Annotated in this window: 19 protein-coding genes and 1 pseudogene; 14 read left to right on the top strand and 6 right to left on the bottom strand. The window is 65.3% G+C overall.

All coding sequences use genetic code 11. The features are described 5' to 3' along the window. Positions 1 to 111 precede the first annotated feature (111 nt). Complete coding sequence (locus ACRYRV_RS00670; RefSeq protein WP_444984283.1) at positions 112 to 1125, top strand: CobW family GTP-binding protein; 1014 nt, start codon at positions 112 to 114, stop codon at positions 1123 to 1125. A gap of 11 nt (positions 1126 to 1136) precedes the next feature. Here ACRYRV_RS00670 and ACRYRV_RS00665 read toward each other — a convergent pair whose 3' ends face one another. Then, positions 1137 to 1889 carry a UDP-2,3-diacylglucosamine diphosphatase gene (locus ACRYRV_RS00665; RefSeq protein ID WP_444984284.1) on the bottom strand — a complete coding sequence of 251 codons (753 nt, stop codon included), beginning with the start codon at positions 1887 to 1889 and terminating at the stop codon, positions 1137 to 1139. Further along, positions 1889 to 2386, bottom strand: coding sequence for a peptidylprolyl isomerase (locus tag ACRYRV_RS00660; protein ID WP_444984285.1), 498 nt, complete (start codon positions 2384 to 2386; stop codon positions 1889 to 1891). The genes ACRYRV_RS00665 and ACRYRV_RS00660 overlap by 1 nt, the downstream gene beginning before the upstream one ends. A gap of 129 nt (positions 2387 to 2515) precedes the next feature. Between ACRYRV_RS00660 and ACRYRV_RS00655 the strand changes: the two genes are divergently transcribed. From ACRYRV_RS00655 to ACRYRV_RS00635, 5 genes and pseudogenes are all read left to right on the top strand, one after another. Continuing rightward, positions 2516 to 4195, top strand: a complete 1680-nt coding sequence (locus tag ACRYRV_RS00655) for a glutamine--tRNA ligase/YqeY domain fusion protein (protein ID WP_444984286.1) — start codon at positions 2516 to 2518, stop codon at positions 4193 to 4195. A gap of 14 nt (positions 4196 to 4209) precedes the next feature. Beyond that, positions 4210 to 5646: a cysteine--tRNA ligase gene (cysS, locus tag ACRYRV_RS00650; RefSeq protein ID WP_444986246.1), complete on the top strand. Its 1437-nt coding sequence runs from the start codon at positions 4210 to 4212 to the stop codon at positions 5644 to 5646. A gap of 193 nt (positions 5647 to 5839) precedes the next feature. After that, on the top strand, positions 5840 to 7186 hold the full coding sequence (locus tag ACRYRV_RS00645; RefSeq protein ID WP_444984287.1) for a type II toxin-antitoxin system HipA family toxin: 1347 nt from the start codon (positions 5840 to 5842) through the stop codon (positions 7184 to 7186). Further along, positions 7183 to 7491: a helix-turn-helix domain-containing protein gene (locus ACRYRV_RS00640; protein ID WP_445005944.1), complete on the top strand. Its 309-nt coding sequence runs from the start codon at positions 7183 to 7185 to the stop codon at positions 7489 to 7491. The genes ACRYRV_RS00645 and ACRYRV_RS00640 overlap by 4 nt, the downstream gene beginning before the upstream one ends. 9 nt (positions 7492 to 7500) lie before the next feature. Continuing rightward, positions 7501 to 8283, top strand: a pseudogene (locus ACRYRV_RS00635) (TIGR02677 family protein). Positions 8284 to 8290: 7 nt separating this feature from the next. Here ACRYRV_RS00635 and ACRYRV_RS00630 read toward each other — a convergent pair. Beyond that, entirely contained in the window at positions 8291 to 8737 is a 447-nt protein-coding gene (locus ACRYRV_RS00630) for a GGDEF domain-containing protein (RefSeq protein WP_309636993.1), read from the bottom strand. Between the two features lie 136 nt (positions 8738 to 8873). Between ACRYRV_RS00630 and ACRYRV_RS00625 the strand changes: the two genes are divergently transcribed. Next, positions 8874 to 10583 carry an EAL domain-containing protein gene (locus ACRYRV_RS00625; protein ID WP_444984288.1) on the top strand — a complete coding sequence of 570 codons (1710 nt, stop codon included), beginning with the start codon at positions 8874 to 8876 and terminating at the stop codon, positions 10581 to 10583. A 7-nt stretch (positions 10584 to 10590) separates the two neighbouring features. Here the strand turns inward: ACRYRV_RS00625 and flgN are convergent, their stop codons facing one another. The 3 genes from flgN to flgA all read right to left on the bottom strand — a co-directional run bounded on the left by flgN (position 10591) and on the right by flgA (position 12171). Then, positions 10591 to 11040 carry a flagellar export chaperone FlgN gene (flgN, locus tag ACRYRV_RS00620; protein ID WP_444984289.1) on the bottom strand — a complete coding sequence of 150 codons (450 nt, stop codon included), beginning with the start codon at positions 11038 to 11040 and terminating at the stop codon, positions 10591 to 10593. Further along, positions 11037 to 11327, bottom strand: coding sequence for a flagellar biosynthesis anti-sigma factor FlgM (gene flgM, locus ACRYRV_RS00615; RefSeq protein ID WP_309636990.1), 291 nt, complete (start codon positions 11325 to 11327; stop codon positions 11037 to 11039). Before flgM ends, flgN begins: the two co-directional genes overlap by 4 nt. Positions 11328 to 11478: 151 nt before the next feature. Then, positions 11479 to 12171, bottom strand: a complete 693-nt coding sequence (gene flgA / locus ACRYRV_RS00610; protein WP_444984290.1) for a flagellar basal body P-ring formation chaperone FlgA — start codon at positions 12169 to 12171, stop codon at positions 11479 to 11481. A 165-nt stretch (positions 12172 to 12336) separates the two neighbouring features. Between flgA and flgB the strand changes: the two genes are divergently transcribed. From flgB to ACRYRV_RS00575, 7 genes are all read left to right on the top strand, one after another. Next, positions 12337 to 12750 carry a flagellar basal body rod protein FlgB gene (flgB, locus tag ACRYRV_RS00605; protein ID WP_309636988.1) on the top strand — a complete coding sequence of 138 codons (414 nt, stop codon included), beginning with the start codon at positions 12337 to 12339 and terminating at the stop codon, positions 12748 to 12750. A 27-nt stretch (positions 12751 to 12777) separates the two neighbouring features. Next, the gene (gene flgC / locus ACRYRV_RS00600; protein WP_309636987.1) at positions 12778 to 13185 is read left to right on the top strand and encodes a flagellar basal body rod protein FlgC; all 408 of its coding nucleotides are present in this window, start codon (positions 12778 to 12780) and stop codon (positions 13183 to 13185) included. Between the two features lie 4 nt (positions 13186 to 13189). After that, positions 13190 to 13882 (top strand): flagellar hook assembly protein FlgD, encoded by a 693-nt coding sequence (gene flgD, locus ACRYRV_RS00595; RefSeq protein WP_309636986.1) that lies wholly within the window; start codon positions 13190 to 13192, stop codon positions 13880 to 13882. A 21-nt stretch (positions 13883 to 13903) separates the two neighbouring features. Further along, positions 13904 to 15304 carry a flagellar hook protein FlgE gene (gene flgE / locus ACRYRV_RS00590; RefSeq protein ID WP_309636985.1) on the top strand — a complete coding sequence of 467 codons (1401 nt, stop codon included), beginning with the start codon at positions 13904 to 13906 and terminating at the stop codon, positions 15302 to 15304. Positions 15305 to 15373: 69 nt separating this feature from the next. Next, positions 15374 to 16132, top strand: a complete 759-nt coding sequence (locus ACRYRV_RS00585; RefSeq protein ID WP_444984291.1) for a flagellar basal body rod protein FlgF — start codon at positions 15374 to 15376, stop codon at positions 16130 to 16132. Positions 16133 to 16174: 42 nt separating this feature from the next. Next, positions 16175 to 16957 carry a flagellar basal-body rod protein FlgG gene (gene flgG, locus ACRYRV_RS00580; protein WP_309636983.1) on the top strand — a complete coding sequence of 261 codons (783 nt, stop codon included), beginning with the start codon at positions 16175 to 16177 and terminating at the stop codon, positions 16955 to 16957. Between the two features lie 24 nt (positions 16958 to 16981). Further along, the gene (locus tag ACRYRV_RS00575) at positions 16982 to 17677 is read left to right on the top strand and encodes a flagellar basal body L-ring protein FlgH (RefSeq protein WP_444984292.1); all 696 of its coding nucleotides are present in this window, start codon (positions 16982 to 16984) and stop codon (positions 17675 to 17677) included. Positions 17678 to 17712 lie beyond the last annotated feature (35 nt).

Below are 17712 nucleotides of genomic sequence, written 5' to 3'. Positions count from 1 at the left end.
CGCACTATCGCGCAGGATCTGCGCTCCTACGGTTTGGTGCCCTTGTCCCTCGCCCCTCGCCCTCGTGTTACGATATAACACTCGCTTGTCGCCCACCCCAGAGGACTCCCCATGCCCGCCCCCCTGGCCAACGTGCCCGTCCACCTGATCACCGGCTTTCTCGGCAGCGGCAAGAGCACCCTGATCCACGAGCTGATCGCCCAGAAGCCCGCCGGGGAGCGCTGGGCCGTGCTGATCAACGAGTTCGGTCAGGTGGGTATCGACCAGGCGATGTTCGAGGAGCGCGACGATCTGGTGGTCAAGGGGCTGCCCGGCGGCTGTCTCTGCTGCCAGCTGGCCTTCGTGATGCAGGCGACCCTGGTCAACTTGCTGCACCGCCATCGGCCCGATCGGGTGATCATCGAGCCCTCGGGGCTGGGCCATCCGGCGGGCCTGCTGGAGGTGCTGCGCGGGGAGGCCTTCGCCGGGGTGCTCGAGGTGCGCGGCATCGTGACGCTGCTCGACCCCCGCCGCCTGGACGACCCGCGCGCCCGGGAGCACGAGACCTTTCTGGATCAGCTCACCATGGCCGAGGGCGTCGCCCTGACCATGACCGACCTGGCCACGCCGGCTCAGCTGGCCGCGGCCCGGGAGTGGCTGGGAGAGCTCTGGCCGCGCAAGGGATGGGTCGTCGAAGCGCCCCGGGGCGCGCTGCCCCTGGAGCGGCTCACTGGCGGCGAGCCGGCGGTGTCTCGAACGGTGGATAGCGATGCCCATCGGCGCCTGCGCGAGGCGGCGGCCGCAAACCCGGTGCTGGAGGCGTTTGCCGAGGCGCTGCCCGAGCCGGGCCGCCCCCAGCGGGAGTGCGGCAGCGCCCTGGGCCACGAGACCCTGGGGTGGCGCTGGCATCCGCAGGATATCTTCGACCTGGACCGCCTGGGCGAGGCGCTGGGCAAGCTGCCCGGGGCGCTGAGGATCAAGGGGGTCTTTCACACCGACGCCGGCTGGAAGCTCTACAACCGCGCCGACGGCGCGGTCAGCCTCGCCGACAGCGCCTGGCGGCGCGATTCACGCCTCGAGATCATCGGCGAAGCGGGGAGCCTGCCCGACCCCGAGGCGCTGGAGGCCGCCCTTAAGGGGATTTAGGGGTCTGACCCCTAAATCTTCTTAAGCTCAGGGGTGCCGCTGTCGGTGACCTCGATCTCCCAGCCCTGGCCGGGCTGCCAGTCGCCGAGCACGTAGCGCCTGGCGGGGGCGTCCCCGACCACCACCTCATGCACCGCCGGGCGGTGGGTGTGGCCGTGGATCAGGGTGGTCACCTCGTGCTCGGCCATCACGCGGCGGACCTCGTCCTGGGTCACATCCATGATGTCCTCGGCCTTGTTGGAGTTGGCCTCGCCGGACTGCTCGCGGAGCTGCTTCGCCAGGGCGAGGCGCTGCTCCAGGGGCATGGAGAGCACCTGGGCCTGCCACAGGGGGTTGCGGGCCTGGTGGCGGAAGGCCTGGTACTCGGCGTCCAGGGTGCAGAGGCTGTCGCCGTGCATCAGCAGCACCCGCGCACCGCCCAGCGTCACCACGCTGGGGTCGGGGAGCAGGGTGGCCCCGGCCTCGGCGGCGAAGCGCTCGCCGAGCAGGAAGTCGCGGTTGCCGTGCATCAGATAGAGCGCACTGCCGTCGTCGGCCAGGCGCCTGAGCGCCCGGGCGACGCGGACGGCCAGGTCGGCGTTGCCGGTCGGGTCCTGGCCGGCCAGGTCGAGCAGGTCGTCGCCGATCCAGGCCTCGAAGAGATCGCCGAGGATATAGAGGGCCTCACAGCCGCAGGCGCGCTCCTCCAGCCAGCGCAGGAACGCCTCGGTGACCTCGGGAGCGCTCGGCTGCAGGTGCAGGTCGGAGATCAGCAGGCTGGCCATCAGGCCTCCTTGACGTAGGCCTTCTTGATCATGACGTCCTCGGCGGGCACGTCGGCGTGCATGCCGCGGCGAGTGGTCTCGACCTTGCGGATCCTGTCGACCACGTCCATGCCGTCGACCACGCGGCCGAAGACGCAGTAGCCCCAGCCCTGGATGGACTTGCCGCTGTGGTTCAGGAAGGCGTTGTCGGCGACGTTGATGAAGAACTGGGCGGTGGCGGAGTGCGGGTCCTGGGTGCGCGCCATGGCCAGGGTGCCGGCTTCGTTCTGCAGGCCGTTGTCCGCCTCGTTCTCGATGGGGTCGCGGGTGGTCTTCTGGTCGAAGCTCTCGTCGAAGCCGCCGCCCTGGATCATGAAGCCGTCGATGACGCGGTGGAAGAGGGTGCCGTCGTAGAAGCCGTCGCGCACGTACTGCTCGAAGTTGGCCGCGGTCTTGGGGGCCTTCTCATGGTCGAGTTCGACGGAGATGTCACCGAAGGTGGTTTCGAGAACGATCATCGCTAAGTTCCTGTGCAATAAAGGGGCGCTGCCTTGGCGTTGCCCATGGACGTGGCGCTATAATACCGGTTTTGCCTCGAGGCGCGAAGTGAGCGCCCGCACCTTCAACCAGAGGTTGTTTGCCCAACCATGACCACCGACACCACCAGCGCGCCGAATTTCATTCGCAACCAGATTCGCGACGAGATCGAGGCCGGTCGCACCGGCAAGATCGTGACCCGCTTCCCGCCGGAGCCTAACGGCTTCCTGCATATCGGCCACGCCAAGTCGATCTGTCTCAACTTCGGGCTGGCCGAGCAGTTCGGTGGTGACTGTCACCTGCGCTTCGATGACACCAACCCGGCCAAGGAGGAGCAGGCCTACATCGACGCCATCAAGGAGGACGTCAGCTGGCTGGGCTTCGAGTGGGCGGGCCCCGTGCGCTTCGCCTCCGACTACTTCGACCAGCTCTACGCTTGGGCTCAGCACCTGATCCGCGAGGGCAAGGCCTACGTCGACGACCTCTCGCCGGACGAGATCCGCGAGTACCGCGGCACCCTGACCGAGCCGGGCCGCCCCAGCCCCTACCGGGAGCGCAGCGTGGAGGAGAACCTCGAGCTGCTCGAGCGCATGCGCACAGGGGAGGTCGCCGAGGGCGAGAAGGTGCTGCGGGCCAAGATCGACATGGCGTCGCCCAATATCAACCTGCGCGACCCCATCCTCTACCGCGTGCGCCACGCCCATCACCACCAGACCGGCGACAAGTGGAAGATCTACCCCTCCTACGACTTCACCCACGGCCAGTCGGACGCCCTCGAGGGGATCACCCACTCCATCTGCACCCTGGAGTTCGAGGATCACCGCCCGCTCTACGAGTGGTTCCTGGAGAACCTGCCGGTGCCGGCGACGCCCCGCCAGATCGAGTTCGCCCGGCTCAACCTCAACTACACCCTGACCTCCAAGCGCAAGCTCAAGCTGCTGGTGGACGAGGGCATCGTCGACGGCTGGGATGACCCGCGCCTGCCCACCATCTCCGGCATGCGCCGCCGCGGCTATACGCCGGCCTCCATCCGCAAGTTCTGCGAGATGATCGGCGTGACCCGCGCCGACGGCGGCCTGGTGGATATCGCCATGCTCTACCACGCCATCCGCGCCGACCTCGAGGACAACGCGCCCCGGGCCATGGCGGTGCTCAAGCCGCTGAAGGTGGTGCTGACCAACGTCCCCGAGGGCCATGAGGAGGTCTATGAGGTGCCCGGCCACCCGGCCCGGGACGACCTAGGCGTGCGTAGCATTCCCTTTACCCGGGAGCTCTATATCGACCAGGACGACTTCATGGAGGAGCCGCCCAAGAAGTTCTTCCGCCTGGCGCCGGGCAAGGAAGTGCGCCTGCGCAACAGCTACGTGATCCGCTGCGACGAGGTGGTCAAGAACGCGGCCGGCGAGATCAGCGAGCTGCGCTGCTCCGTGGACTTCGACACCCTGGGCAAGAACCCCGAAGGGCGCAAGGTGAAGGGGGTGATCCACTGGGTCAGCGCCGCGCACGGCGTGCCCATGGAGGTGCGCCTCTACGACAACCTCTTCACCGTGGAGCAGCCGGACCGCGACCGCGACGCCGACTTCCTCGATCACCTCAACCCCGAGTCCCTGGTGGTCTGCCAGGCCATCGGCGAGCCGAGCCTCGCCGAGGTCGACCCCGAGAGCCGCTTCCAGTTCGAGCGGGTGGGCTACTTCTGCGCCGACCGCCACGCCTGCCGCGACGGCAAGCTGGTGTTCAACCGCACCGTGGGCCTCAAGGACAGCTGGGCAAAGATTCAAAAGAAGGGGTGACCGTGAGCAACGCGCTGCAGATCTACAATACCCTGACCCGCCGCAAGGAGGTCTTCACGCCCATCGAGCCGGGCAAGGTACGCATGTACGTGTGCGGCATGACCGTCTACGACTACTGCCACCTGGGTCATGCCCGGGTGATGGTGGCCTTCGACGTCATCACCCGCTATCTGCGCCATCGCGGCTATGACGTCACCTATGTGCGCAACGTCACCGATATCGACGACAAGATCCTGCGCCGGGCCGACGAGAACGGCGAGACCATCTCGTCGCTCACCGAGCGCATGATCGAGGCGATGCACGAGGACGAGGCGCGCCTCTCGGTGCTGCCGCCGGACCAGGAGCCCAGGGCCACCCGCCATATCGATGACATCATCAGTATGGTCGAGACCCTGATCGGCAAGGGCTACGCCTATGCGGCGGACAACGGCGACGTCTACTATCGAGTGCGCAAGTTCGAAGGCTACGGCAAGCTCAACAACCGCGATCTCGACGAGATGCGCTCCGGCGCCCGGGTCGAGGTGGACGAGCACAAGGAGGACCCGCTGGACTTCGTGCTCTGGAAGGCGGCCAAGCCCGGCGAGGCGAGCTGGCCCTCGCCCTGGGGCGAGGGGCGTCCCGGCTGGCACATCGAGTGCTCGGCCATGTCCAAATGCTGCCTGGGCGACACCTTCGATATCCACGGCGGCGGGCCGGATCTGACCTTCCCCCACCACGAGAACGAGATCGCCCAGTCCGAGGCGGCCAACGGCACCACCTTCGTCAACACCTGGATGCACGCCGGGGCGGTGCGGGTGAACCAGGAGAAGATGTCCAAGTCCCTGGGCAACTTCTTCACCATCCGCGAGGTTCTCGAGCATCACGACCCGGAGGTGGTGCGCTACCTGCTGGTGGCGAGCCACTACCGCAGCGCCATCAACTACTCGCCGGACTCCCTGGCCGAGGCCCGCAAGTCCCTGGAGCGCTTCTACAATTCTCTTGAAGGGCTCGCTCTTGAGGGGCTGGCGCTTGAAGAGCAGGCTCAGGAAGCGGGCGAGCCGGCAACAGGGGCGGTGGCGCCCGAGTTCGAGGCGCGCTTTACCGCCGCCATGGACGACGACTTCAACACCCCCGAGGCGCTTTCGGTGCTCTTTGACCTGGCCCGGGAGCTCAACCGGGCGAAGAAGGAGGCGCCCGGCGAGGCCCCGGCGCTGGCCGCCGAGCTCCGGCGTCTGGGCGGCATCCTGGGCCTGCTGCAGCAGGACCCGGCCACCTTCCTCAAGGCGGGCGCCTCCGGTCTGCCGCTTACCGAGGAGGAGATCCAGGTGAAGATCGCCGAGCGCGCCGCGGCCAAGCAGGCCAAGGACTTCGCCGCCGCCGACGCCATCCGCGACGAGCTGGCTGGGCTCGGCATCATCCTCAAGGACTCCCGGGAAGGCACCACCTGGGTCTTCGAGAAGCCGCAAGGCTGAGACACCTTTGCGATCTACAGCGCCCGGACGCCCGGCCCGCCGCAAGGAGGGGCGGGCGTCTTGGTATGGGGGAAGTAAGGCGTGAGCAGTACAATGCTCAAGAAATCTAAATTCCTTAAACAGTGTGCGCTATACTGCTCATAGTGCGTGCCAAGCTGACATTTATGAGCATTATAATGCGCAAGGGGGTGTCATGAACCTGATGCTGCAGATCCACTTTGACCGGGTCTGGCATGATGCCGCCGAGATCTCGATACCGGATCCGGAGCGCGGGAGCTTTGGCGTTTCCCGGCTTCGATATGAAACCGACTATGCCGTCGAATGGATGTTTCGCGACGATCGGCATGCCGCCAGTCTGGCGCTGCCTGTGGAGCTGATGCTGACGCATGAGTCTCCGCGCTGGTTCGGCTTCCTGGAGGACATCATGCCGGCAGGGGCGAGTCGTCGCTTCTGGGTAGACTATCTCGGCATTCATGGTCTTTCGGCGGGCCGCCAGGACGCGGAGCTGCTGGCTCGAGGCACCATAGCACCGGTGGGCAACCTGCGTATCAAGGAGGCAGTCCCCGGCGATCGCCTGAGAGATGCTCTCGGCGAACGACGCTTTCCGGTGCAGAGTGTGGTGGAGCGGGATGTCGACTTTCTGGAGTATGCCCAGCAGATGGGGGCGGCCAGCGGCGGGGCGACCGGTGCCGGTGGCGAGGCCCCCAAGCTGCTGCTCAGGCTTACGGAGAACGATCAGGTCTGGATCGATACCTGGCAGGAAGATGTTAACTGTCCGGACCTGCCGATGCTGGTGAAGTTTCCCCGCGGCAGCCGCAGTGCCGATGACTGCGATATCCTGCGTGCTGAGTACCACTACTATCAGGAGCTCGCAGCTCTTGGCATCGACAGTATCGAGACAGGCGCCATGCGCCTGATCGAGGGCGAACGATATCCCTCGCTGTGGCTTCCACGCTTCGATATGCACTACCGCGACGGAGCCTGGATGCGCTACGGCCTGGAATCCGTCTACTCCCTGATGGGGGCGGCGCCCGGCACCTTCCTTCGCCACGGTGAGACCCTGCGTCGCTTGGTGGCGCTGCTCCAGGCGCAGTACCGGGTCCGCGAAGGGGGCGAGGCCTTCGATACCCAGGCCTTCGTCATCGAGTGGGTGCGGCGCGATCTGCTCAACATCGCGTTTGGCAACTCCGATAACCACGGCCGCAATGCGGCGCTGCTGAAGCGCCCCGAGGGAATCTGGCTCTCACCGGTCTACGATTTCGCCCCGATGCGTGCTGATCCCGAGGGTGTCACGCGAACGACCCAGTGGGGCCCGCCGCTTGAAGCCGGGGGCGAATATGACTGGTTCTCTATCGCAGAATCCCTGTCGGACCTCGTGGAACCCGAACAGCTGATGTCGGCGCTCAAGCAGCTGGCAGGCGATCTCGAGGGGCTCGATGAGCGTCTGGCCTTGCGCGGCGTTCCCTCTCGAATCCTGGAGATGCCGTCGGTAGGATTAAGGTCGCTTGGCACGCGCCTCAAGCGCTGGGAGTTGTTGTGAAACCACGCAGTATCGATGATCGTGAAGCGGCGCTGGTGCTGCTGCTCCAGCGCTACTATGCCGGCGAGCTGACCGACGGCCGGCTGTTACGCTCCCTCCGCCGGGACGTGCTGGGCCTCTCCCAGACTCGTTATTCCGAGTTGGTCGGTATCAGCCGTCGCACCCTGTCCGACCTGGAGGGCGACAAGGGCAATGTCACCCTGGAGCTGAAGAGCCGTGTCTTCCGGCCCCTGGGGCTGGAGGTGAGCCTGCTGCCGCGCAAGCGCTCCCTGCTGGCGCAGGCCCTGGAACCCATCGATGAATAGGGAGCCCGCTTGGACTACGCCCCCTTCAGCTATGTCACTGCCGAGAAGGCTGAGCTCTATCGCCGGGTGATGCGCGCCTTCGTGGAGGCGAAGTCGCACTTCCTGGTGCATCTGCGCCCGGAGGATGTCCAGCACCAGATCGGCGAGCCGGAACTGGCCACCGTGCAGTCCGCCCTGACCCAGCTGGTGGCTTGGGGCAACCTGGATGCCGAGCGCGACAATGCTCGGGTGACCAGCGTCGAGGACTACTATCGCGCCCTCTACGTCTATCAGATTACCCGCCAGGGCGAGGCCGTGGAGGCGGCCCTGGCCACCTTCGAGCAGGAGCTGGGGCGGCGCGGTGCCCTGCAGAGCGTGGCGCTGGAGGATATCCGCACCCGTCTGTGCGCCCTGCTGGCCCTGGCACAGAGCGAGTCGCCCTCGGCCACCGAGAGCCAGCTGCTGCTGCGCGACCTGGCCGGTGTCTTCGCCGACCTGGCCGAGAATGCCCGTGCCTTCATGACCGGTCTGAATCGCACCCTGGAGGGGCAGGGCAGCGATGCCGATGCCTTCCTGCTCTAAAAGGAGCGGGTGATCGGCTATATCGAGCGTTTCCTGGGGGACCTGACTACCTCTTCCGGTGAGATCGCCGAGTTGATCCGCGCCTTGGATGGCGACGGCGATGCACAAGCGCCTGTGGCGCGACTGCTGCGCCAGGCTGCCGAGCGGGAGCTCCTCGACCTGGCTCCCGGAGAATCTCCCGATGATGATGAGCGTGCCCGAGCCTTCGCCGAGGCGTGGCGGTGTTGGTAGGCCGTGCCTAGTTTCCCGCCGCCGAGATGGTGCAGTTGCGCCCGCTGCGCTTGGCGCGATAGAGAGCGCCATCGGCACGGCCCAGCAGCTGCTCGATAGATTCCCCCGATAGAATCTCGGCGACCCCCAGCGAGAGCGTCACCTGCCCAACCTCGGGGTCATGGAAGTGCTCCACAGCACTCCGGAGACGCTCAGCCAGACCCATGGCCACGCCGCTGCTCGCTTGCACCACGACCAGGAACTCCTCGCCTCCCCAGCGTATGGCCGGGTCGCCGGCGCGGAGCTGCCTTGCGATCAGGCCGGCGACCTCCTGGATGACGCGATCTCCACTCAGATGGCCATGGCGGTCATTGACCTGCTTGAAGTGGTCGATATCGCAGATGATGACGCTCAGCGGGGTGCCCTTGCCGAGATGCTCCTGATGGGCGCGGCGGCAGTGCGGCGTTCGCCGCATAGCGTTGAGCGACCGGCGCTCCTTGGACGCTATATGAGCAGAAAGTAGTCAAGATTATCCTGTTCAGGGCGATATATACTTAAGGAAATCCTCAGTGCACTTCACTCCTCGCCCGAGGCGAACATGAGAGCGCGCCATGGCCATCGACCAACTCGGCCCTCCTTCGGGAAGCCGGCCTTCAATGTCCGGAGTGGGACACCACCCTGCGGCACTTGCCTCCCTTGCCTTTGAAGGCGCTCGGTTCGGGCTTGCCACCCTTGACGCCGATGACAGGCTGCTGACGGCCAATGCCAGCTTCCGCGACCTCATGGGGCTGTCCTCCGAGCAGCCGCTGCATGATATCGAGATCGCGAGGCTGTTGCCGATCGGCTCCGCGCTTTCGTGTAGCGCCTCGCAGTTGGTTCGGGAAGGGTGGTATGAGGTTTACTCGCGGGACCCCCAGGCAGAGAGCGGTGAGCTGCTGCTCTCTGTGACGGCTTTGGAGGAGGATGGCATCCGTCTATTGACGCTGATGCCGCGGAGGATGGTCTCAGGAGGGGGTGTCAGCCGGGATGCCCTGACCGGGCTGGGTTCGCCGGCCCTGTTCAGGGATCGGCTGGAGCACGCCCTGGTCCGTGCCGAACGCCACGAGCACTCGTTTGCCATCATGCTGGTGGAACTGAATCTGCCTCCGCGGCCTGCCGGGCTGGTGCGCTGGCAGCGTTGGCAGTTGCTGGAGCAGGTGAGCCGGCGGCTCAGGCGGGTGCTGCGCGAAGAGGATAGCCTGGCACGGCTGGATGAGGGGAGCTGGGGCGTGCTTATCGAGCAGCCGTTAACCGCCCAGGCGCTGCATGGTGTGGCCCTGCGCCTGGAGGAAGCGATGGACGCGCCCTTCCAGCAGGGGGGAGGCAGCGCCCTGGTGACGCTCACCATCGGGATTGCCCGCTATCCGGAAGACGCTGAGGATGTCGATGAGCTGATGGAGTCGGCAGGGGTGGCGTTGAAGACGTCCAGGTGCCTCGGGCCGGGCTCTCATGCCTTCCGTGATCTGCAGGTTCGCAGGGAGGTCGAAGCACAGGCAGCGGTTCTGGAGCAGCTTCAGGAAGCGCTGCTGTTTCCTGACGCTCATTTCCATCTGGTGTTTCAGCCGCAGTGCGATGTCGAGACGGGGCGCTGGATCGGAATAGAGGCGCTGGTTCGCTGGCCGCGACCGGGGCATGGTGTGACGGAGCACGGTGAGCTGCTGTCCGCTATCCAGGAGCTGGGGGCGCAGGTGACATTGGATCGCTGGGTGTTGTCACAGGCCCTGGAGATCAAGGCTGCCTGGCAGAGGACTGGCCTGGCGCTGGGAGGGCTTCCGCTGAGCGTGAAGCTGACGCTGGAAACCCTCGATCAGAATGTGTTCGATGGCTTCCCGCTGGATCAGTTTCTCAAGCGATACTCCCCGGCCTTGGCGGGGCTCTGCCTGGAGGTTCCGGCGGCCGCGTTCAGCGCGCTCGCCGAACAGCCTCGACACCTGCTGAAGCGGCTGCAGCGGCAGGGTATTACCCTGGTGGCAGATGGGCTGGAGAGTGGCCCTGTCTCGCTGGTTGCCCTGGCGGCTCTGGGCGTGCGTGGTGCCAAGCTGGCGCCGGCGTTCGTGGCTGAAATGGAGCGGAGTCGGCTGGTGCAGCAGGGCGCTCGTGGCCTGATTGCAGGGCTTCACGAGCTGGGATTAACCATCGTTGCCGCGGGGGTCGAGTCCGGGAGCCAGTACGCTCTGGTCAGTCGGCTTGGCGTCGCAGGGCTGCAGGGGCACTATCTGTGCCCGCCTCTGGGTGTCGAGGAGCTGCTGGGGCGCTGGGAGGAGGGGCAGCCACAGGTATAACGATGAGTTATGCCGAGGTGCTGATTCTTCCGGATTGCCGGCTGGCGCGGCCAGAGGGGTCGTAGAGCGTCTTCTCGGCGATCTGGCGAATGAATGCCAGCATCTTCTGATTGTGCAAGGTGCGCATCTCGAGCACTTCGCCTACCAGGTCGTTCAGGCGCGCGGTGCGCTCTGTGGCGCTCAGGCAGGCCTCCCACGATGCCAGGCAGCCGGCTTCTTCGGCAGCGGCCCTAGCGCCCTCCAGTCCGGCGGCGTAACCCAGGCGCGTCTGCACCTGTCGGCGGAGCACCTCCATGCGTTCGACTTCGTCGAGCAGCGACCGTTTCTGCTGAGCGACCCTGGTGAGGGCGTCGCCGTCGATCTGGCTTGGGGTAAGCAGCTGAAGCTCCTCCTCGAGAAGACGCTTCAGCTTCCCGAGCCGTGAGTTCTGGTCGGAGAGCAGGCGCGCCAGGCTCATGCCTTCGAATTCCCCAGCAGCTCTTTCACGCTCTCGATCAGCCCATCGGCGATGCGATCGGCGTGAATGTCGAGCCGCCCCTCGCGAATGGCTTCGCGAATCGCCTCGACGCGAACCGTGTCGATGTCCTGGCTGGTATTGGCGGCGTCATGGCTGAGATGCGTCCTGGCCGAGGGGCCGGCATCGCTGGCAGCGGGCTGCTGGCCTGTGCCCTTGGCCTTGGGGATATCGTCCCGGTGGCTCGCCTGGCCGGTGCGGATCAGCGGATTGTGATTGTCGATTTTCAAGATGGTTGCCTCTTGACCGGATGCGGTTCAGGTGTGCTTGCACCTGATATCGGCAGGGTGTCGACAGACTTTAGGGCAGTGGACACGCTGCTGCCTCAAGGCGCTCCCCTTGATGGCGGCCCGGATCCCCGAGAGGCTAGCGAAGCCCTGGCTAGATGTCTATGGCCAGGCGTCCATTACCAATCACGCGGGCTCGGATGATCTCCCGCTGGCCGAAGCGCACTCTAATGCTCTCCCCGAGGGCGCCGGGCTCCAGGGCCTCGCCTTCTCGGGTTACCCGAAAGCTCGAGCCTCCCGCTTCGACAACCACCGCTTGGCCGCGTTCCACTACGGCCCTGGCCTGAAAGAACTGGGCTTGCAGCGGTGAGCCCGCGCGTATGCTGCGGCGGGCCTGTTGGCCTATGAGCTCAGTAGCATCGCGCACCGCCTGCCGGGGCAGCTCTGCCAGGTTGCCATGCCTAAGCTCAAGGTGGGCTTCGGTCAGCACGCTGCCGGGAGCGAGGTCGACCGCTGCCACCGGGTAGCTCGCGATCACGCCGATCTGCGCCTGAAGGTAGCGTACCTGGTGGCCTCCCGCGCCGCAGCGAACCCCTACCGACACCCTTCCCACTGCGGGGGCGCCCGAGCGCGGCAGGAACGGCTCGGGGTGTTCGCAGCGCGGTAGGTGTGCCGAGGGAGGGCTCACCTCTATCACCACCTCGTCCGCCTCCGCCTGTTCATAGAGGAAGGCCTGGACCCGGTGGAGGAGCTCTTCGTGAAGGTCGCTGGCGGCCATGGCGGGTGCCGCCAGCAGCCAGGTGCTGAGCAGCAGGAGTCGGGATGGCAGGGTGCGCGGGGAGAGCATGGCAGCACTCATGGGGTGGGAGGGGCTCTGGCCATTCTAGGGCGGCCAGGTGGCGGGCATTGGCGGAAATGGCTCTGTAAGCATCGGCTGTTTGGGGCTTTGGGGTGCGTGCGGTGTCGCTATTCTCCACCCTGAACCAATTTCCTTTGCCGAGGATGCGCCGGGATGATCGACCAGCTCGAGGCCGCCTTCCATTATCACCAGCAGGCGCTTGGCCTGCGCCAGCAGCGCCACAAGGTGCTGGCGAGCAATATCGCCAACGCCGATACGCCAGGCTACAAGGCCCGGGACATGGACTTTGCCGCGGAGCTGAAGAAGGCCGTGGGCAAGGGCGGGGCCAACGGCCAGGGCCTTGCGCTTGCGCGTACTTCCGAGCGGCACATGGCCGGCCAGGGAGCGCCCGGCGCCCAGCATGGGCTGCTCTACCGAGTCCCCGAACAGCCCAGCCTGGATGGCAACACCGTGGACATGGATCGCGAGCGGACTGCCTTTGCCGACAACTCGGTGCGTTATCAGGCGGCGCTGACCATCCTGAACAGTCGTATCCAGGGCCTCAAGAGCGCCATGCAGCCCGAATAATCATTGAGCGCGTAAGGAGCTTTCCCCATGTCGATGTTTTCCGTGTTCGATATTGCCGGCTCGGCCATGAGTGCCCAGTCAAAGCGCATGAACGTCACCGCCAGCAACCTGGCCAATGCCGACAGCGTCGCGGGGCCAAACGGTGAAGCCTATCGCGCCAAGCAGGTGCTCTTCGAGAGCCGGGCCAGCCAGGCCCACGGCATCGGCGGCGTGGGGGTGGGGCAGGTGGTGGAGGACCCGACGCCCATGCGGCTGGAGTACCGTCCCGAGCATCCCCTGGCCAATGACGAGGGCTACGTGACCATGCCCAACGTCGACCCGGTGCATGAAATGGTCAACATGATCTCCGCCTCGCGCTCCTACCAGGCCAACGTCGAAGTGATGAACACCAGCAAGCAGATGATGCTCAAGACCCTGACCCTGGGGGAGGGCTGATCCCATGACCACGCCCATCGGCAATAACGTGCTCAATGCGATCAACGGTGGCGGTGCCACCATGACCAAGCGGCAGTCCGACGAGCTGCGCGAGAACTTCCTGACCCTGTTGACCACTCAGCTGCAGAATCAGGACCCGCTCAACCCCATGGAAAACCATGAGATGACCAGTCAGCTGGCGCAGATCAGCACCGTCAGCGGGGTGGAGCAGTTGAATGAGACCCTGCAGGGCATCACCGCTCAGATGGAGGCAGGCAAGGCGCTGCAGGCGAGCGGCCTGATCGGTCAGGGGGTCATGGTGCCGGGTGATCGAGTCCTGCTCGAGCAGGACGAGCAGGGCAAGGCGCACACCACCCCCTTCGGCATCGAGCTGGCGCGACCGGCCGACAATGTCACGGCGACGATCACCAGCGCCAGCGGCCAGGTGGTTCGCCGCGTCGAGCTCGGGGCGCTGCGGGCCGGCGTGGAGTCCTTCGCCTGGGACGGCGTCACCGACAGCGGAGAAACCGCCATGCCGGGCAGCTATCGTGTCGCCTTCCAGGCAAGCGATGACGCCGGCAACAGCGTCAACGTGAAGTCGCTCCACTACGCCATGGTCAATGCGGTGACGCCCAGCGACCGCAATGGCGAGATTCGGCTGGATCTGGGCGCCATCCACGGGCAGGTCGCGCTCAACGACATTCGACAGATTCTGTAACTTCTCAGGGGAACAACGAAGATGGGCTTTTCACAGGCGTTGAGCGGTCTGTCCGCTCAGGACGAAAACCTCAAGATCATCAGCAACAACATCGCCAACTCCCAGACCGTCGGCTTCAAGAGCAGCAAGGCGAGCTTTGCCGACGTCTTTGCCGGCGCCAGCAGTCGGGTGGGTCTGGGTACCAGCATCGCCGCGGTACGTCAGGACTTTACCGCGGGGGACCTGGAAAATACCGGGCGCAACCTGGACCTGGCGGTGGCCGGCGACGGTTTCTATCGCCTGCAGAAGCCTACCGGCGAGATCGTCTTCTCCCGCAACGGCCAGTTCAGCCAGGACGCCAATGGCTTTCTGGTCAACGCCAACGGCATGCGCCTGACCGGCTACGGCCTCTCCGATGCCAATGATCCCTTCTCCGAGGTGATTGCCGGCGGTGCGCCCCAGGCGATTCGCATTCCGGGGAACGATATTCCCGCCAATGCCACCACCGAAGCCAGTGCCACCTTCAACTTCGATGCCAGCATCGATCCCACCGACGCCTCACTGCTGCAGCGGGCCACGGTGACCAACGGTGAGCTGAATGATGGCGGCGAGCCCGTCACCCAGGAGGTCCCCTATCACTTCGCCAGCAGCTTTACAACCTACGACTCCCTGGGCAATGAGCGGGTCATCACCACCTACTTCCGCAAGGTAGATGACAATACCTGGCAGGCTCACGTCGCACTCGATGGGCAAATTGAAGACTTTGCACTCGTGGATCAGAATCCCCAGCTTGGCGAAAATGAGGAGTACGACTTCAACCGGGTGGCGAACTGGGGTGCCAACGCCTTTGAACTCCGCTTCGATGCCAATGGGCAGCTGACCCAGAATAACCAGGGAGAAGTCGATGCGGTCGTGATGCTCGACCAGGAGGGGACGGAGATCTTCACCGCGCCAACGTCAGCAGCGGCTCTCGCCTTTGTGGAAATCCCTGGTGGTGCCGATGACCTCGAATTTAACTTCGATCTGCTGGGTTCCACCCAGTTCAATAACAATTCGGTGCAGAACTCGCTGACACAGAACGGCTATACCTCCGGGACCCTGGTGGGTATCGAGGTGCAGGACGATGGTACTGTGGTGCGCAACTATACCAACGAACAGAGCCGTGAGGCGGGGCAGATCGTGCTGGCCACCTTCGCCAACATGGAGGGGCTGCAGCCCGACGGTGATAACGGCTGGCGCGCCACCAACGAGTCCGGCGAGCCGGTGCTGGGCATCGCCGGTACCGGCATGTTCGGCACCATAGCGTCCGGCGTGCTGGAGAACTCCAACGTCGACCTGGCCCGGGAGCTGGTCAATATGATCGTTGCCCAGCGTGCCTATCAGGCCAACTCCAGCTCCATCGGCACCCGTGACGAGCTGCTGCAGACCGTGATCAACCTGTAAGGTTTTGCCCATAGCCCCGTTGCCGCCATTCCTTCGAGGAGAGGGCGGCAGCACCGCCACGGATAGTCCATGGACCGTATCCTCTATACCGCCATGAGCGGTGCCAGCCAGAGCCTCAAGCAGCAGGAGGTGGTCAGCCATAACCTGGCCAATGTCGATACCCCAGGGTTTCGCGCCCAGCTGCACGCCATGCGCGCCGTGCCGGTGCAGGGCGAGGCGGCCCACGCCACCCGCGCCTCGGTCGTGGCTTCGACGCCGGGGGCTGACTTCACGCCCGGGCCGCTGATGAGCACCGAGCGTCCCCTCGATATCGCCGTGGATGAGCGCGGCTGGATCGCCGTGCAGGCCCCGGATGGTACCGAGGCCTATACCCGCCGCGGAGACCTGCAGATCGATGCCGCCGGCATGCTGACCGTGATCGGCAGGCCGGTCATGGGGGAGGGGGGGCCCATCATCCTGCCGCTGGAGGCGCAGGTGTCGATAGGCGCCGACGGCACTCTCAGCGCCATCGCCCCGGGGCAGGGCCCCGAGGCCCTGGTAGAGGCCGGCCGCATCAAGCTGGTCGAGGCCGGTAATGGCGCTCTCCAGCGCGGCGACGATGGCCTGTTCCGTGCGCCAGCCAACGAAGAGGGCGTGGTTCCCGTGCTGCCCCAGGCGGAGGGGGTTCGCCTGGTCAGCGGCGTTCTGGAGGGCAGCAACGTCAGTCCGGTGGAGGCCATGGTGTCGATGATCGACGTGGCGCGCCGCTACGACATGCAGATGAAGGTGATCAGCACCGCCGATGAGAACGCTAAGCGTGCCAACAGCCTGCTGTCCATTCAGGGGTAATTCCATATTTTGCCAGGGCGTAGCCCCTGCAGGAGAGGGTCAATGATTAAGTCACTCTGGACCGCCAAGACCGGTCTCGAGTCCCAGCAGGTCAAGCTGGACGTGATCTCCAACAACCTGGCCAACGTCAGCACCAACGGCTTCAAGCGCAGCCGGGCGGTGTTCGAGGACCTGCTCTATCAGAACCTGCGCCAGCCAGGGGCTCAGAACAACATCCAGGACCGTCTGCCCTCCGGGATGCAGGTGGGTACCGGGGTGCGTCCGGTGGCCACCGAGCGGCTGCACACCCAGGGCAACCTGGAGCGCACCGAGAACTCGCGGGATCTGGCCATCAGCGGGCTGGGCTTCTTCCAGGTGCTGATGCCCGACGGCACGACCGCCTATACGCGGGATGGCAGCTTTCAGCTCAACGAGAATGGTCAGATGGTCACCGCCAACGGCTACCCCCTGGAGCCCGGTATCATCATTCCCGTCAACGCCCTGTCGGTCACCATCGGCGAGGACGGCGTGGTGTCGGTGACTCAGCCGGGCATGACCCAGTCCCTGGAGGTGGGGCAGGTCAATCTTGCGACCTTCATCAACCCCACCGGACTCGAGAGCGTGGGCGGCAATCTCTATCTGGAGACCACCTCTTCCGGGCCGGCTAATGAAACCATGCCGGGGATGAACGGTGCGGGGCGGCTCTACCAGGGCTATGTGGAGGCCTCCAACGTCAACGTGGTGGAGGAGATGGTCAGCATGATCCAGACCCAGCGTGCCTATGAGGTCAACAGCCGAGCGATTCAGACCAGCGACGAGATGCTGGCCCGCCTGGCCCAGCTGTAAAGCCGCGGGCCAGGAGGAGAAAAGATGGTTTTCCGCATGCTGCGTCAAACGGGATGGGTGGGGCTGGCGCTGTTGCTGCTGGCCATGGGGGGCTGTGCCCAGGTGCCGAGGGCCTCGGTGGTGGGCGAGCAGGAGAAGATCAATATCACCGAACCCCCGTCTCCCATGGCCAACGGCTCCATCTACCAGGCCCATCGTGGTTCCCGGCCGCTGTTCGAGGATCGCCGCCCCCGCATGGTGGGCGACATCCTCACCATCGTGCTGGACGAACAGGTCAGCGCCAGCAAGAACTCCCAGTCCAATATGAACCGCAGCGGTTCGGCGGGACTCGACCTCTCGGCGCTGCCTGATGTGCTGGAGCGACTGGCCGAGCAGGGCGTCGACCTGTCTGGCAGCCTGTCCGGCAACAGCGACTTCGCCGGTGGCGGTGGTTCCCAGGCCAGCAACAGCATGACCGGCACCATCACGGTGTCGGTGCTCGAGGTGATGCACAATGGCAATCTGCGGGTGCGCGGCGAGAAGCAGATCGGCATCAATCAGGGGGTCGAATTCATTCGTTTCTCCGGCGTGATCAATCCCCGAACCATTACCGGCCAGAACACCGTGCCCTCCACGGCGGTGGCCGATGCACGCATCGAGTACGTGGGCAACGGCTATATCAGCGAGGCGCAGCATATGGGCTGGCTGCAGCGCTTCTTCCTCAATATCTCGCCGTTCTGAGAGGGTTTCGATGACTGCCAAGCCGAGCCGTGCCT

It is taken from the genome of Halomonas mongoliensis (assembly GCF_052496345.1).
This window is presented reverse-complemented; position numbering and strand designations above follow the sequence as displayed.